At 40.6% G+C, this 15,478-nt stretch carries 14 protein-coding genes; all 14 read left to right on the forward strand.

Annotated features, from left to right (window positions below; genetic code table 11):
• The first annotated feature begins 15 nt into the window (after positions 1-15).
• The 14 genes from ACS5PU_RS12315 (at position 16) to ACS5PU_RS12380 (ending at position 15,284) form a co-directional block, all read left to right on the forward strand.
• Positions 16-1,206 (forward strand): PAS domain-containing sensor histidine kinase, encoded by a 1,191-nt coding sequence (locus tag ACS5PU_RS12315; protein WP_439459468.1) that lies wholly within the window; start codon positions 16-18, stop codon positions 1,204-1,206.
• A 23-nt stretch (positions 1,207-1,229) separates the two neighbouring features.
• Positions 1,230-2,261, forward strand: a complete 1,032-nt coding sequence (locus tag ACS5PU_RS12320) for a response regulator (RefSeq protein ID WP_439459469.1) — start codon at positions 1,230-1,232, stop codon at positions 2,259-2,261.
• Positions 2,262-2,554: 293 nt separating this feature from the next.
• Complete coding sequence (locus ACS5PU_RS12325) at positions 2,555-2,983, forward strand: lactate dehydrogenase (RefSeq protein ID WP_439459470.1); 429 nt, start codon at positions 2,555-2,557, stop codon at positions 2,981-2,983.
• Positions 2,983-4,329 (forward strand): oxygen-independent coproporphyrinogen III oxidase, encoded by a 1,347-nt coding sequence (gene hemN, locus ACS5PU_RS12330; protein ID WP_439459471.1) that lies wholly within the window; start codon positions 2,983-2,985, stop codon positions 4,327-4,329. Before ACS5PU_RS12325 ends, hemN begins: the two co-directional genes overlap by 1 nt.
• A gap of 12 nt (positions 4,330-4,341) precedes the next feature.
• Positions 4,342-6,726, forward strand: coding sequence for a heavy metal translocating P-type ATPase (locus ACS5PU_RS12335; protein WP_439459472.1), 2,385 nt, complete (start codon positions 4,342-4,344; stop codon positions 6,724-6,726).
• Positions 6,723-6,902, forward strand: a complete 180-nt coding sequence (ccoS, locus tag ACS5PU_RS12340; protein WP_439459473.1) for a cbb3-type cytochrome oxidase assembly protein CcoS — start codon at positions 6,723-6,725, stop codon at positions 6,900-6,902. The genes ACS5PU_RS12335 and ccoS overlap by 4 nt, the downstream gene beginning before the upstream one ends.
• Before the next feature lie 71 nt (positions 6,903-6,973).
• Entirely contained in the window at positions 6,974-9,115 is a 2,142-nt protein-coding gene (ccoN, locus tag ACS5PU_RS12345; RefSeq protein WP_439459474.1) for a cytochrome-c oxidase, cbb3-type subunit I, read from the forward strand.
• Between the two features lie 3 nt (positions 9,116-9,118).
• Positions 9,119-9,301: a hypothetical protein gene (locus ACS5PU_RS12350; RefSeq protein WP_439459475.1), complete on the forward strand. Its 183-nt coding sequence runs from the start codon at positions 9,119-9,121 to the stop codon at positions 9,299-9,301.
• Positions 9,288-10,256, forward strand: coding sequence for a cbb3-type cytochrome c oxidase N-terminal domain-containing protein (locus ACS5PU_RS12355; RefSeq protein ID WP_439459476.1), 969 nt, complete (start codon positions 9,288-9,290; stop codon positions 10,254-10,256). The genes ACS5PU_RS12350 and ACS5PU_RS12355 overlap by 14 nt, the downstream gene beginning before the upstream one ends.
• Positions 10,240-11,613: a cytochrome c oxidase accessory protein CcoG gene (gene ccoG / locus ACS5PU_RS12360; RefSeq protein WP_439459477.1), complete on the forward strand. Its 1,374-nt coding sequence runs from the start codon at positions 10,240-10,242 to the stop codon at positions 11,611-11,613. The genes ACS5PU_RS12355 and ccoG overlap by 17 nt, the downstream gene beginning before the upstream one ends.
• Before the next feature lie 101 nt (positions 11,614-11,714).
• Positions 11,715-12,143 (forward strand): FixH family protein, encoded by a 429-nt coding sequence (locus ACS5PU_RS12365; RefSeq protein ID WP_439459478.1) that lies wholly within the window; start codon positions 11,715-11,717, stop codon positions 12,141-12,143.
• Entirely contained in the window at positions 12,140-12,841 is a 702-nt protein-coding gene (locus tag ACS5PU_RS12370) for a sulfite exporter TauE/SafE family protein (protein ID WP_439459479.1), read from the forward strand. Before ACS5PU_RS12365 ends, ACS5PU_RS12370 begins: the two co-directional genes overlap by 4 nt.
• A gap of 303 nt (positions 12,842-13,144) precedes the next feature.
• On the forward strand, positions 13,145-13,552 hold the full coding sequence (locus ACS5PU_RS12375) for an Hsp20/alpha crystallin family protein (RefSeq protein WP_439459480.1): 408 nt from the start codon (positions 13,145-13,147) through the stop codon (positions 13,550-13,552).
• Positions 13,553-13,829: 277 nt separating this feature from the next.
• Positions 13,830-15,284 carry a L,D-transpeptidase family protein gene (locus ACS5PU_RS12380; RefSeq protein ID WP_439459481.1) on the forward strand — a complete coding sequence of 485 codons (1,455 nt, stop codon included), beginning with the start codon at positions 13,830-13,832 and terminating at the stop codon, positions 15,282-15,284.
• The last annotated feature ends 194 nt before the right edge of the window (positions 15,285-15,478 follow it).

The raw sequence follows: 15,478 nt of genomic DNA on the forward strand, positions 1-15,478 counted from the left end.
TATACTGGATGCGAAATGGATAGATCAAAATTTTTAGATGCAATAATTGAAAATGCCATTGATGGGATTATTACCATAGATGATAAAGGAATTATTGAACATTTAAACCCGGCCGCGCTCGAACTTTTTGGTTATGACAGAGCAGAACTTGTAGGAAAAAATGTTTCGGTGTTAATGCCGGAACCCGATCATTCGCGCCATGATGGCTACTTGTCCAGATATGAACATACCGGACAGAAACACATTATAGGTGTTGGAAGAGAAGTTTCGGGGAAACGTAAAGACGGCTCGGTTTTCCCCTTTAGACTGGGCGTTAGTGAAATCAAATTTAGCGACCGTAAAATTTATACCGGTTTTATCCATGATCTGAGTAAAGAAAAAGCCAATGAAGAGCAGATTAAAAGTTATACCGAAAAACTGGAGGTCAAAATCAAGGAACGCACGCAGGATCTGGTGAAACTTGTGTCGGAACTGGAGATGGCCAAAGAGAATATGCAGGCACTCTTTCATAAGGAAAAGGAACTCAATCAGCTCAAAACCAGGTTTGTTTCTATGGCCTCACACGAGTTTAGGACACCATTAAGCTCCATTCAGTTATCGGCTTCTTTAATCGATAAATATACTATCAAACAGGATGTAGCCAGTGTAGAGAAACATACGCTGAAAATCAAAAATTCAATCAATAACCTTACCACCATCCTGAACGATTTCCTGTCATTGGAAAAACTTGAAGCAGGAAAAGTAGAAGTATCTGCCCAATCTTTCAACATCATTAGCTTCGCTGAGGAAATAGCTGAAGAAATGCAGATGATGACCAAACAGAACCAGCACATTATTTACGAACATACCGGTACAACCGCCCAAGTTCATCTCGATCAGAATCTGTTGAAAAACTGCGTGATTAATCTGATTTCCAATTCAATAAAATACTCTGGCGAAGATACGCTGATCCAGTTCAATTCCATTTTAAAAAACGATAAACTTATCCTGGAGGTGAAAGATAACGGTATTGGAATTCCGCTGGTTGACCAAAGTAATCTTTTCGAGCCGTTTTTCAGGGCGCACAATACCGGCGATATCCCGGGAACAGGTTTAGGCCTCAACATTGTAAAAAGATATGTTGGCCTGATGGATGGCACGGTAAGCTGCCAGAGTGAACAAAATTCAGGTACGGTCTTTACACTGAGCTTTAATTTCCATAAATAATTTACAGTTTAATACACATTCCCATGAACAAGAAAGTTTTGATTATTGAAGATAATGACGACATCAGGGAAAGTACGGCCGAAGTACTCGATCTGGCTGGTTATGAAACCTTTACTGCTAAGCACGGTAAACTCGGGGTAGAAATAGCATTAAACAATTTGCCTGATGTGATCCTCTGCGATATCATGATGCCGGAACTGGATGGTTATGGTGTACTGTACCTGTTGAACAAAAACCAAAAAACGGCCAATATTCCATTCATTTTTATCACCGCCAAAACCGAGCGTGCAGATATGCGAAAAGGTATGGAAATGGGAGCTGATGATTATCTGACTAAGCCATTTGATGATATCGAACTTTTCAGGGCGATAGAAAGCAGGTTTAAGAAAAAGCAGCAATCGGCAGGTTTTAACGCTACATCAGGCAATAGCGAAACGGTGATAGAAGAACTTCGTAAGAAGGGAAAATCTAAACCAATAGTGAATAAACAGATTATTTATGTAGAAGGGGATGAGCCAACTCACCTTTATTATTTGGTTAAGGGCCAGGTTAAAACCTACAAGCGTTTTAAAGACGGGAGGGAACTTTCATCCAATCTTTATAGGGATGGCGATTTTTTTGGATACGAAAGTCTCTGCAATGGCGGGGTTTATACTGACAATGCGGCAACATTGATTGAGTCGGATATTATCCACATCCCAAAAGTAGATTTTATGGAGTATCTTCTCAATCACCAAACCGTTTCAAAAACTTTTATCGGTTTGTTATCGGGCAATATAAGTGATAAAGGAAGGCAAATGCTTCAACTGGCTTATTCATCAGTAAGAAAACGTGTAGCAGAAGCCTTGCTGCAAGTGGCTGCCAAATTTGGTGACGGTAAGGAAGATAGCTGTACTATCAGGATTTCTCGTGATGACCTTGCTGCATTAGTAGGTACTGCCAGCGAAACCGTAAGCAGAATGCTGGCTGATTTTAAAGATGAAAAGCTCATTGATAAAACAGGTAATGCCATTAACATTCTTTCTTTAGAAAAACTACGGAATATTAAACAATAATTTTGCTTGATTGCCTGTAAATTAGAAGGTTAATTGTTTAAATCTGCTAAATAACTCCGGACGCATAACTTCAATTTTCAGACTGAAAGATTAAAGGCCCCAAATTTCAAAATCAAGATCAATCGATTTCAAACTGAAGAACTAGACTGTGGACAGCTAACCGGTTAATCGATGACATACGCCTTTCTCTGAGTGAAAAACTACCAAAAGTAAAAAAAATCACTTTTTTTACTAAGAATTCTCACCTTTTACATCTGCCGTGCGCCATAGTTTTGCATATATAAACTCTATATATGAAAGCTATAGCTTATAACATCAAGCCCGATGAAAAGGAATGGTTGGTACTGGCCAATTATAAAAAACATGACATTACCATAATTGCAAATAGTTTAACAGCCGATACACTTTCATTTGCAACAGGAAAGGAAGCACTATTGGTTTTTAATAATGATGAGCTTAGCGAAATAATGATCTCGGGCCTGAAAGCCCTCGGTATAAAATATATCGCTACTGCATCATTCCAAACAGACCATCTTGATTTAAAAGCTGCCGGTTCTGCCGGAATTAAAGTTGCAAATGTTCCTTTGGCATCCGGCGATTCAGGTGCTAGAGAACGGATGGAACAGGTGATCAAAAACCTCGACCAGTGGGCTGCGGGTAAATGCGTTGGTAGTGCATGCTGCTGTCAAAATGAATGTTCGACAGTAAAAGCGCTTAAATAATGGAAACTTCTGCACTCCTGCAAAAATACAATGTAGCCACACCAAGATACACCAGTTATCCAACCGTACCTTACTGGGATATTGAAAGTTTTAATGTAAATGGCTGGTTGGCCAATGTTGCCAATATCTATGCAAACCATAAGGATGAAGGAATTAGTTTATATATCCATCTTCCATTTTGCGAAAGCCTGTGCACCTATTGTGCTTGCAATACTAGGATTACTAAAAATCATGACATAGAGCTGCCCTATATTAACGCTGTACTTGCGGAATGGAAAATGTATGTAGAAATTTTAAGGGATAAACCCAGATTAAAAGAATTGCACCTTGGCGGAGGAACACCTACTTTTTTTAGTGCAGAAAATCTCGAATTGCTCTTGAATGGCATTATGGAAAGTGTAACCATAACACCCGCAACAGAACTTTCTTTTGAGGCTCACCCCGCCAATACAACCAGTATACACTTAACTACACTATATAATCTTGGTTTTAGGAGGTTAAGTTTAGGTATCCAGGATTTTGATCCTGAAGTACAGTTTCTGATCAACCGTTATCAAACGCCCGGGCAGGTAGCTGAAATTACCGCAACGGCAAGACAAATCGGCTATACTTCTGTTAATTTTGATCTAATTTATGGCCTGCCGGGACAAACTATCGCCGGACTAACAGAAACTATGAATGAAGTGATCGCAATGCAGCCAGACCGCATTGCCTTTTACAGCTATGCGCATGTGCCATGGTCAAAGCCCGGACAGAGGCATTACTCCGAAAAAGATATACCCAATGGTGATGAAAAGTTTATTCTTTACGAGCTTGGCAGGCAATTGCTTGACAGAGCTGGGTATAGCGACGTTGGTATGGATCATTTTGCGCTAAAAAGTGATTCTTTATATAAGGCAATGACCGAACAGAAGCTGCATCGCAATTTTATGGGCTATACCAGGCAACATACCCATTTACTTATAGGTTTAGGGGTGTCCTCCATCAGCGATAGCTGGACAGCTTTTGCACAAAACCCAAAAACAGTAGAGGCTTATCTGGATAAGATAAAACAGGGAATCTTGCCGGTAGAAAAAGGACATTTCCTTAGCGGTGAAGATATTGAAGTTAGAAAACATATCCTCAACATTATGTGCAGGGAAAATACCTTTTACGACGAAGGGATTCCTGAAGGGGTATATGGCAGACTCTTGCCTTTATTACGTGATAAACTTATTTGGGTAACGGAAAAGGAAATCAGGATCACCACTAAAGGTAAATCTTTTCTCCGGAATGTATGTATGGCCTTTGACGAGAAACTGTGGCTTAAACAGCCCAAAACTCAATTATTTAGTTCATCAATCTAAAAAAGGATTACAATGGAAGATCAAAAGAAAACTCTCACCCAGGCGGTGTGCTACCACTGTGGCGAAGATCTGCCCAAGGTAAAATACCAGCTCGATGATAAAGATTTTTGTTGCCTGGGTTGTATGGCGGTTTTCAAGATCTTATCTGAAAACAACCTTTGCAACTATTATGTGTACAACAATAACCCGGGCCAACGCTTTAAAAATGATGATCATTTAGAATACCTCGACGAACCGAAGATTATTGATCAGCTGCTGGATTACCGGCATGAGCATTCGAGCATTATTACCTTTTACGTTCCCGCAATCCACTGTAGTTCCTGTATCTGGCTGTTAGAGCATTTATACAAAATCAATGCAGCCATATTCAGTTCGAGGATCGATTTCCTTAAGAAACAGGTGACCATTAGTTTTAACCACACTGAAATTTCTCTGAGGCATCTGGTAGAAACTTTAAACCATATTGGCTACGAACCCCTGATCAGTTTGCAGGATGTAGTAAAAGCACATAGCAGCTCGGTAGATAAGGCTTTAGTGTTGAAAATTGCTGTCGCCGGATTTCTAATGGGTAATGTCATGCTCTTTAGTTTTCCCGAGTATTTTGGTCTTTCAGGCTTTGAGAAACAGTTTCAATCCCTTTTTGGCTGGCTAAACTTAGCTTTTTCCATTCCTGCCGCCTTTTATTGTGGCCGCGATTATTTTATCTCAGCCATCACGAGCATCAAACACAAACACATCAATCTGGATACCCCATTGGCACTGATTATTGCGGTATTGTTTTTACGGACTGCTTTTGAGGTCATTTTCAGCTTTGGACCGGGTTTTGCCGATACCTTAACCGGATTGGTATTTTTACTCTTGATGGGAAGATGGCTCAAACAACGTACTTACCATCACATTTCTTTCGATCGTGATTACCGTTCTTACTTCCCGATTGCAGTAACTAGGTTGTCAAACGGAAAAGAAAAGCCAGTACCGATAAACGAAATCAAGATTGGTGACAGGCTATGGATCAGGAACGGAGAGCTGGTTCCAGCTGATGCCATTCTGATGAAAGGTGAGGCCTGGGTGGACATGAGTTTTGTTACCGGTGAATCGGAACCCGTACACAAAGTTTTAGGTGAGATTATTTATGCAGGTGGCAGACAAACCAGTGAGGCCATTGAGCTCGAAGTAATCAAACCTGTTTCGCAGAGTTATTTAACAGGTTTATGGAACCATGATCATTATAAAAATGATACCGAAAAACAGAATTTTAACGATACTGTAGCCAAATATTTCAGCCTTGGTGTTTTCCTGATTGCTTTTTTTGCAACCGGGTATTGGTTGCTCCAAAATGACAGCCACAAAGCATGGTCTGCATTTACTGCTGTGATTATTGTGGCCTGTCCGTGCGTACTGGCTTTAAGTACACCATTTACCCTATCTGCAATTTTATCGGTTTTTGATAAGAAGGGGTTTTATGTGAAAAATACCGATGCTGTTGAAGAGCTTGCCAAATGCGATACGCTGATTTTCGATAAGACAGGTACGCTAACCAGCAATGAAAATGCAACGATTAGCTTTAGCGGAGTTCTAACCGACGAGGAGAAGGTTATGATTGCATCATTGCTGAGAAATTCTATCCATCCCTTAAGCCGTCATATCTTGAAGGCCTTAAATGTTGATCGGTTTTGTACAATCTGCGGTTATAAAGAAGTAGTAGGTAAAGGTTTAACGGCTACAGTAAATAGCAAAAGCATTTATGCCGGGCATTTATCTATGCTACCTACTGCCATAAACGCTGCCGGCGAAACGGGAGTACATATTGTAATCGACCATGTTTATAAAGGATATTTCGAAATCAAACAGCAGTGGCGTAAAGGATTGGCACAGTTGATTTTAAAAATTTTGAAATTCAAGCTGCTGGTTTTATCTGGCGATATTGATAAAGACCGGTGGATGCTGGATACCATTTTTGCCAAGAATACAAGCATCAGGTTCCGCCAGAGTCCGCATCAAAAACTGGATGCTGTTCTACAACTTCAACAGCAAGGAAATAAGGTAATGATGCTGGGGGATGGTTTAAACGATGCTGGTGCATTAAAACAAAGTAATTTTGGAATCGCAATAACCGATAACATCAATAATTTTACGCCGGGCTGCGATGCCATCCTGAAAGGAGATGCCCTGAATTTTCTGCCTGATTTTATCAAATTAAGTAAGGACGGGCTGAAGATCGTTAAAACAAGTTTCGCTATAGCTATTGCCTATAATTGCATTGGTATTTATTTTGCCGTGCAGGGTACACTTTATCCTTTGGTGGCGGCCGTACTGATGCCAATCAGCACCATTACCATTATTTCCTTTACTACCCTGGCTACCAAATGGTTTGCCCGTAAAAATAAACTGATATGAACATCCTTTACTTCCTGGTTGGCTGCAGTGTTTTAATGGCCCTCATTTTTCTGGCTGCATTTTTCTGGGCATATAAAACCGGTCAGAACGATGATGTATATACTCCAGGCATCCGCATACTTTTCGATGATGAGGTTATTAACGAAAGAAGTGAAGAAGATCACTTTTCCACCTAACGGCCATCATCCTTTGCCAGTGTCGTGCAGAATATCTTTGGTGCACAAACAAACAAAATTCAACTTCTATTATGCAGTTAGAAAAATTTACTTACGATAACAAGATTGTCAGAAACTTTGGGATTGCCACCCTGGTTTGGGGAATTATCGGTATGACGGTTGGCTTGCTCGCAGCCATGCAATTGTTCAAGCCGGCTATGAACATGGGCAGTCAGTATACCACATTTGGCAGGATCAGACCATTGCATACCAATGCCGTAATCTTTGCATTTGTGGGCAATGCCATTTTTATGGGCGTATATTATTCGCTTCAGCGTTTGCTAAAAGCACGGATGTTTAGCGATGTGCTGAGCAAAATACACTTCTGGGGCTGGCAGCTGATTATTTTATCGGCCGTAATCACGCTTCCGCTGGGTTTTACTACCTCACATGAGTATGCTGAGCTCGAATGGCCGATTGATATTGCCATCACCGTTATCTGGATGGTTTTTGGCGTAAATATGTTCGGTACCATATTTAAAAGAAGAGAACGCCATTTATATGTAGCCATCTGGTTTTACATTGCAACTTTTGTTACCATTGCCGTATTGCACATCGTAAACTCTTTCGAACTTCCTATTTCTTTCATGAAAAGTTACTATGTGTATGCTGGTGTTCAGGATGCGCTTGTACAATGGTGGTATGGGCATAATGCGGTGGCATTTTTCCTCACCACACCTTACCTGGGCATGATGTATTATTTCTTGCCCAAAATGGCCGGAAGGCCTGTTTACTCCTATAAACTAAGTATCCTTCATTTTTGGTCGCTTATTTTTATTTACATCTGGGCAGGCCCTCACCATTTATTGTACACTTCGCTACCAGGCTGGGCCCAATCATTAGGCGTTGCCTTTTCGATCATGCTGATCGCACCAAGCTGGGGCGGTATGATCAACGGTTTGTTAACCTTGCGTGGCGTCTGGGATAAAGTAAGAGAAGATGTAACCCTGAAATTTATGGTGGTTGCCCTTACCGCTTATGGTATGGCCACTTTCGAAGGACCGTTATTATCGCTAAAACAGATTAACGGTGTAGCCCACTTTACCGATTGGATTGTTGCACACGTACATGTTGGTGCTTTGGGCTGGAACGGATTTTTAACTTTTGGGATACTGTACTGGTTAATTCCCCGCATTTACAAAACAGAATTATATTCTAAAAAACTGGCTGGTTTCCATTTTTGGGTAGGTACTTTAGGAATACTCTTTTATGCTGTACCTATGTATTGGGCAGGTTTTACCCAGGGACTGATGTGGAAAGAATTTACGCCTGAAGGATTATTGAAATACCCAAATTTTTTGGCCACCACGCTACAGATTATCCCGATGCACATTTTACGTTCAATCGGTGGGGCACTTTATTTAACAGGGGTTATTGCCATGACTTATAACCTGGCTAAAACAATGGTGGGGGCTAAACTGGTCGCCAACGAACCAGCCGAGGCTATGCCTTTAGCTAAAATTATTGTAGAAACATCTCCTGCGGATAAAGCCTGGCACAGGGTTCTGGAACGCAAACCAATGAAATTTATGGTGCTGTCACTCATCATTATCCTTATTGGCGGTATGGTAGAAATGATGCCAACCTTTACCATACAATCTAATGTGCCAACCATTGCCAGTGTAAAACCTTATTCGGCACTAGAACTTCAGGGGAGAGACCTATACATCAGAGAGGGTTGTGTAAACTGCCATTCGCAAACAGTACGGCCTTTCCGTTCAGAAACGGAGCGTTACGGAGAATACAGTAAAGCCGGAGAATTTGTATACGATCACCCGTTTTTATGGGGGAGCAAACGTACTGGACCCGATCTTCACCGCATAGGCGGAAAATATTCTGATGCCTGGCACTATAATCACCTGGTTGATCCGACTTCTATGTCGCCCGGGAGCATTATGCCCCCATACCCATGGCTTATTGGGCAGAAACTGGATATTACAACTACAGCCAGCAAGATCAGGGCCATGCAAACCCTGGGCGTTCCTTATCCCGAAGGTTATGATAAACGGGCATATGAAGACTTGAAGATCCAGGCAGAAAAGATTGTCTTCGAGCTGAAACAGAACAACATCAGGGTTAGGAGCGACAGAGAAATAGTTGCCATCATTGCTTACCTGCAACGTTTGGGTAGCGATATAAAAGCAAATAAAGAAACCGTTCCTTCAAATCAATAATATATGTTCAACCAGATTAAAGATTTAGCCGGGGGTGAATTATACCTCATCACCTCTCTGCTCATGTTTATGGCATTTTTCGTAATTGTGGGTATTTACCTGTTCAAATTAAGTAAAAAGCATATTGAAGCGATGGGCGAAATTCCATTACAAGAAAATCAACCTAATGTTTATGAAGAAGATTAAACTATTGCTATTGTCTTTGCTTTTATCAATTACAGCATATGCTGTGGATGAGAAACCCCCAACTGCAGTATCACCTTCCCAGCCAGGGTTGGGCCTTAGCCAGTCGGAACTGCTTATTGTGCTGCTGTTACTTTTTGTAACTATACTCCTTTTTGCTTCCTTAACGTTGCTTAAAGCATTTAAGGTAATGTATCAGGAGCAGTTAAATCCAACTCCATATACCGAACCGGTAAAGGAGCCTGTTTTAGATTATGATGACTGGTTAAAACAGCAACCTGTTAAACGATCCATCTGGATTAAACTTTTAAGTTTAAGGCCAATTGAAGAAGAGAAAAACCTGGTCATCGATCATGCGTACGATGGTATTAAAGAACTGAATAATCCTGTTCCTGCATGGTTCAATTTCCTCTTTTTCGGGACGATGATTTTTGCGGCTACTTATCTTTTTTATTACCACATCGGTGGCTACGGCGATCTGCAGGATACTGAATACGAAAAAGAGATGGCAAAAGCCAAGGTTGAAAAAGCAGCCTATCTCGAAAAATCGGCCAATACCATTGATGAAAACTCGGTGAAGTTCGATAATACACCCGCACTGCTGGCAGACGGGAAGACTATTTTTACGGCTAACTGTGTGGTATGCCACGGCGATAAAGGCCAGGGGATTATCGGACCAAATTTAACTGATGAATACTGGCTACATGGCGGAGGCATCAACAATGTATTCAAAACCATTAAATATGGTGTTCAGGAAAAAGGGATGATCAGTTGGGAGAAAAACCTGAATCCCAAACAACTCAGTGCGGTTGCTAATTTTATCATGTCGTTAAAAGGGACAAATCCTGCAGGTGCTAAAGCGCCCCAGGGTGAAAAATACGAAGCGAAAGATGTAAAAGACAGTGAAATGAAGGCGCCTAAAGACAGTGCGAGCAAAGCCAATGTTACAAAAAAGTAAAACAGGAATTAAGGGTAGAAACTTTATCTATCCTAAACAGCCATCAGGCAGGCTATATAATTACCGGAAATGGGTAAGCTATGTGCTGCTATTGTTTTTATTCTCCTGTCCGTTTTTAAAACTTAATGACGAGCAATTGGTGTTGCTCAATTTTATAGAAAGGAAATTTGTCTTTTTTGGACTGATTTTTACTCCACAGGATTTTTACCTGTTTGCCCTTGCGATGCTCATTTTTATCATGTTTATTGTGTGTTTTACCGTAGTGTTGGGCAGGTTATGGTGCGGATGGGCTTGCCCGCAAACGATCTTTATGGAAATGGTTTTCCGCAGGATTGAATACTGGGTTGAAGGCGATGCCAGTAAACAAAAAAAATTGGATCAGGGCGGCTGGAATACAGAGAAAATCTTCAAAAAAACCAGCAAACATTTCATTTTTCTGGCAATTTCTTTTGCAATTGCGAATACCTTCCTGGCTTATATGATTGGGTCGGCAGTACTTTATAAAATTATCACAGAACCAATTGCTGGCCATATATCTGGTTTTATAGCCATTTGGCTGTTTACATTTATTTTCTATGGGGTATTTGCCTATGCACGCGAAGTGGTATGCACGGTGATCTGTCCTTACGGTCGGCTTCAGGGTGTATTATTGGATAACCAAAGCTTGGTGGTAGCTTATGATTTTACACGGGGGGAACCACGGGGGCGTATTCAGAAAAGCGCAGCAACATTAAACACCGGCGACTGCATCGATTGTGGCCTTTGCGTGCAGGTTTGTCCTACCAATATCGATATCCGCGAAGGTACACAGCTAGAGTGCGTAAATTGTACCGCATGTATCGATTCGTGCAATGAAGTGATGTTTAAAATTAATAAACCCAAAAATCTGATTGGTTTTTTTAATCAGGATTTTATCAATGATCGCAAGGCCTATAAAATCGGCTTAAAATCTTACGGTTATGCGGCGGTGCTGGTAATGATAATGCTGGTTTTTTCTTCACTGATCTACAAAAGAGAAGATATTCAAACCACAGTTCTTAGGGCAAGCGGTACATTGTACCAAAGCAGGGGCGCAGACAAAACGAGCAATCTTTATAATGCGGAACTGATCAATAAAACCAATAAGACGATAAAATTTACTTTCAGATCGAAAGATAGAGGAGACGAAGTTAATTTTATCCAAAAAGCTGATGTTTTGCCAAAAGAAGGCTCAGTACATCTGACATTCTTTTTGATCAGGAAGAATAAATCTATCACAAAATACAAAACTGCTGCGGTTTTCGAAATCGTGGTAAATGGCGAAATTTTAAGTACCGCGACAACAAGTTTTTTTGCTCAACCGGAAGGGATTGAATGATTGGAACTGTGAATAATTGAATGAGAGATGAGTGAACCCCGGAATTGTTGTTAACATTAAGTCTTTCAAAATTCACTTATTCACAATTAAAAACTAAAGATATGAATTGGGGAACAAAGATAGTGTTGGGTATGCTTACATTCATGATATTTATTGTGTGTATGGTGGCTTATATGTTCTATGTACATGGTCGTGATGCTCTGATAGAAGAAAATTATTATGAAAAGGGGATCAATTATAATACAGAATATGATGCCAAACAGAATGTTTTAGATGATAATGCCAGACCCAGGATTACTGTTACAGAAACTCAGATTATTATCGAAATTAAAGATAGTGCTGCTTACAGTCTCATTTTAATGCGTGCTGCGAATAGTGATGATGATGTTAAATTAAAAGGGAACACTTCAGGAACTTCAAATCTTATTCTGGTAGATAAAACAAAATTGGCCAGGGGAATGTGGTTTTTTAATTTGCAATGGCGCGCTTCAGGCAAAGATTATTTGTTTAAAAATACCGTCGTCCTATGATCACCTTATTGCCACTGGCATTTTTAATGGGCCTTTTCGGGAGTCTTCACTGCGCTGTAATGTGCGGTCCGATAATGTTAGGTATGCCATTCAGAAAACAGGATTTTCTGCAAAGCGGAATTCAACTTTTGCTCTACCAATTGGGCAGGATTTTGATATATACTTTTTTAGGATGCTTGGTGGGTACTTTGGGTAGCAGTATCCGCGTATTTAGCGATCAGAAAACGCTGAGCATGTTAATCGGTTTTGTTTTGGTTTTATTTACTGTACTACAGTTTAATACCGCTTATAGAAATCGGTTTTCCGCGCTTCAGTCACGGATACTTAATCCCTTAAGCAGGTTGATGGGAAAAGTATTCAATTTGCCATTTTGGGGATTCTTTGCCGGTATGCTTAATGGTATTATTCCCTGTGGAATGGTTTATCTGGCGCTTGCAACTGCTTTAAACACTGGTGGCGCTAAATCTGGTGCCACATTTATGTTTCTTTTTGGTTTGGGCACAATACCGCTTATGCTTATCATTTCGCTAGGAGGTATTTATCTGAAGAAATACATCCACTTTAATACTAACAAACTTTTCCCCTGGTTTATGTTTTTTATGGGTACATTGCTCATATTGCGTTCAGCAGACTTAGGTATACCTTTTATATCTCCAAAAAATACGGGCACCTATGGTCATGTAATAGACTGCAGATAAAAATATTCCTTAAACAGGCGAAAGTCAGTGTTTGGTGACCGATTATTCCTTTTTTCGAATGCCTGACTTTATTCTCAATCGTGCTGGGAAAATTACTTGTGACATGGTTTGTTGATCCTTTGGTAAAAAGCTTTGGTCATTTCTTAAACGCTCGTTTCAAAAGGTCGAAACTATTATGTGTGGTTGTGGAAAAGTGTTGATAAACAGCTAGATTCATTGTGATTGCAATCATTTAATTCAATAACCCCGATCATGTAATGATACATTTCAACAAACTAATTTTACCACTCTAAACTAAACAATATGTCACTTTTAGAAAACACAATTACCGAAAAAGGATGCAAAATGACTGAAGATTTTTGGGATCCCGAATTCTCTGACCACCCTAGCCAGCCAAAAATGCCCGTAAACATCAAGGAAAAGGAAAATAAGTTTAAACTTGAAGTTTCCGCACCAGGTTTTAAAAAAAGGGATTTTAGCATCAGCGTGGATAACGGCCAACTTAATATTCTGGCAGAGCATGAATCTGAAAAGGATGAAGGCTATCTCCGCAAAGAATTTTCTCGGTCGTCTTTTTCTGGAACCTTCACATTGCCCGAAAATGTGTCGCCTGATCATATAACTGCAAATTATCATGGAGGAGTTCTGATACTTACCTTACGAAAGTTAGCAAGATCAAGAGTAATTAAAAAGAAAGTTAAAGTAGCTTAACCGGTGATTATAGTCTTTTGGCAATCATGACAAAAAGCGATGATGGCAGGATTTCTCCATTTTAAACCGAGTAAATATTATCCGGTTACGGATCTTTTTGTACTTCTTTAAGATTATTAAATGCCTGTTAAATTATCAAAAAGGGACATTGCTTATTGGAAATTATTTGTTCCTGTAAATCACATCGCATTTCTGACCGATACCCTTTCCCAAAATTATCGTGACCATCAATGTTTCCGGTGGTATTAACAAATTTATGATAATTAATATTCCGATCATGAAAACAAATCAGAAATCTTCTTTACGAAACATTCTATTTATTTCGCTGATATGCATGGTTTTTGCATCTCTGCCGTCCATATCTCTCAACGTATATGCATCGGTTCCTGGTCATATGGTCCAACAGTCAGATTCCATGCTGATCAAAAAGCAGCTTATCGCGCTCGAGCAGCGTTTGAACTATCCCGAAACAGTGGCTAGGTTTTATAAACAAAAGAGCTTTCAACGAGTGTGGGTTTATTCTGATACAGTGCGTACACCAGTGTATCAAGCCATGCTCCTCTTGGACTGTGTGTTACAGTTCGGGCTTAACCGTCAGGATTTTCATCCCAGTGAACTGACCTACAACAAACTTAAACCGCTAGTGTCCGGTACTTGGGTGAGCTACAGTATGGATAGGGAGGTTTTCGATGTTTATATGACCGATGCGGTGCTAACCCTGATCAATCACATGCATTATGGAAAGTTTAACCCGGTAAAAACAAAATATATCCTAAACAGGGCCGGGGAGAATTATGCCCTGAGCCTGTTGACCGCCTCGCTTACGGCACCTGATTTTATGGTGTGTATAGGCACAGCACAGCCTGATCTAAAAAGTTATAAGGATCTCCAGAGTTACCTCCATCTTGTAAAGGGGCAGTACATTGATGACTGTTATGAATTTCCCGAGGGAGAGGCCCGAAAAATGGCAATCAACCTGGAGAGGATGCGTTGGACTGGTATTGATAGCAGTTATTACCTGATGATTAACATCCCTTCTTTTCAGCTGACGGTTCATAATGGTGATTCCACGAAGTTTTTTAAGGTTATTGTTGGCCAGCCAAAGACACCATCCCCACAACTTGAAAGTAAAATAGAATATCTCACTACGACCCCTGGCTGGAAGGTTCCGCCAAAAATTTTTGTAAAAGAGCTTTTGCCCAAAGCAGTTAGTGATCCGGGTTTTTTGGAGGCGAATCGGTATTACATTTATGATCAGAAAGGAAACTATATCGTTCCAAGCCCGGTAAACCTAAAGTCTATCAGGGCGAAACCTGCTGGCTACTCCATGAGGCAAGCAGCTGGATGCGGCAATGCTATGGGTAAGATTGTCTTTCGGTTTTCCAATCGTTTTGATATTTATCTGCACGATACGCCTGAGCAAAAGCTCTTCAGTATAGACGACCGGGCCTTGAGCCACGGGTGCATAAGGGTAGAGAGAGCAGAAAGACTTGCATCGATGCTTTTGGTCCATGATGGTGGTTATATCAGGTCTGCCGAAATGGAAAAAGCTCTTCTTGGCCTCCAAACGGAAGACTTTTTTCTCCGGAAGGCCATACCCATTAAGATTACCTATTTTACCACAGAAATCCTGGATGGCCTGCTCAAGGTTTACCCCGACATTTATAACCTGGATCCCGCGCTGGAAAGGCAGATGTTTCCGCACGATTCTCCACTGATGCCGCGCCAGTGAAGGCATTACACCCGGATGCTAATTTAAGTTTTTAACCTGACCTGAAAATTCACATCTGTTGCCATTTTCTGCCCTTTCAGCCTATTATTGTTTGTCCATGCTTTCCTAAATGGGGATAGTGAATGTTGATTATGCTTGGGGTATAGAGGATAGATTCTAACGCTGACTGATGCTGGCTAGCAGGACAAAAAGTA

Source organism: Pedobacter sp. GSP4 (assembly GCF_051857575.1).
Taxonomy (GTDB): domain Bacteria; phylum Bacteroidota; class Bacteroidia; order Sphingobacteriales; family Sphingobacteriaceae; genus Pedobacter.

What these genes read in the sequence shown, in the direction of transcription:
- ACS5PU_RS12315 (WP_439459468.1), top strand. Translation starts at nt 16, where the DNA reads ATGGATAGATCAAAATTTTTAGATGCAATAATTGAAAATGCCATTGAT.
- ACS5PU_RS12320 (WP_439459469.1), top strand. Translation starts at nt 1,230, where the DNA reads ATGAACAAGAAAGTTTTGATTATTGAAGATAATGACGACATCAGGGAA.
- ACS5PU_RS12325 (WP_439459470.1), top strand. Translation starts at nt 2,555, where the DNA reads ATGAAAGCTATAGCTTATAACATCAAGCCCGATGAAAAGGAATGGTTG.
- hemN (WP_439459471.1), top strand. Translation starts at nt 2,983, where the DNA reads ATGGAAACTTCTGCACTCCTGCAAAAATACAATGTAGCCACACCAAGA.
- ACS5PU_RS12335 (WP_439459472.1), top strand. Translation starts at nt 4,342, where the DNA reads ATGGAAGATCAAAAGAAAACTCTCACCCAGGCGGTGTGCTACCACTGT.
- ccoS (WP_439459473.1), top strand. Translation starts at nt 6,723, where the DNA reads ATGAACATCCTTTACTTCCTGGTTGGCTGCAGTGTTTTAATGGCCCTC.
- ccoN (WP_439459474.1), top strand. Translation starts at nt 6,974, where the DNA reads ATGCAGTTAGAAAAATTTACTTACGATAACAAGATTGTCAGAAACTTT.
- ACS5PU_RS12350 (WP_439459475.1), top strand. Translation starts at nt 9,119, where the DNA reads ATGTTCAACCAGATTAAAGATTTAGCCGGGGGTGAATTATACCTCATC.
- ACS5PU_RS12355 (WP_439459476.1), top strand. Translation starts at nt 9,288, where the DNA reads ATGAAGAAGATTAAACTATTGCTATTGTCTTTGCTTTTATCAATTACA.
- ccoG (WP_439459477.1), top strand. Translation starts at nt 10,240, where the DNA reads ATGTTACAAAAAAGTAAAACAGGAATTAAGGGTAGAAACTTTATCTAT.
- ACS5PU_RS12365 (WP_439459478.1), top strand. Translation starts at nt 11,715, where the DNA reads ATGAATTGGGGAACAAAGATAGTGTTGGGTATGCTTACATTCATGATA.
- ACS5PU_RS12370 (WP_439459479.1), top strand. Translation starts at nt 12,140, where the DNA reads ATGATCACCTTATTGCCACTGGCATTTTTAATGGGCCTTTTCGGGAGT.
- ACS5PU_RS12375 (WP_439459480.1), top strand. Translation starts at nt 13,145, where the DNA reads ATGTCACTTTTAGAAAACACAATTACCGAAAAAGGATGCAAAATGACT.
- ACS5PU_RS12380 (WP_439459481.1), top strand. Translation starts at nt 13,830, where the DNA reads ATGAAAACAAATCAGAAATCTTCTTTACGAAACATTCTATTTATTTCG.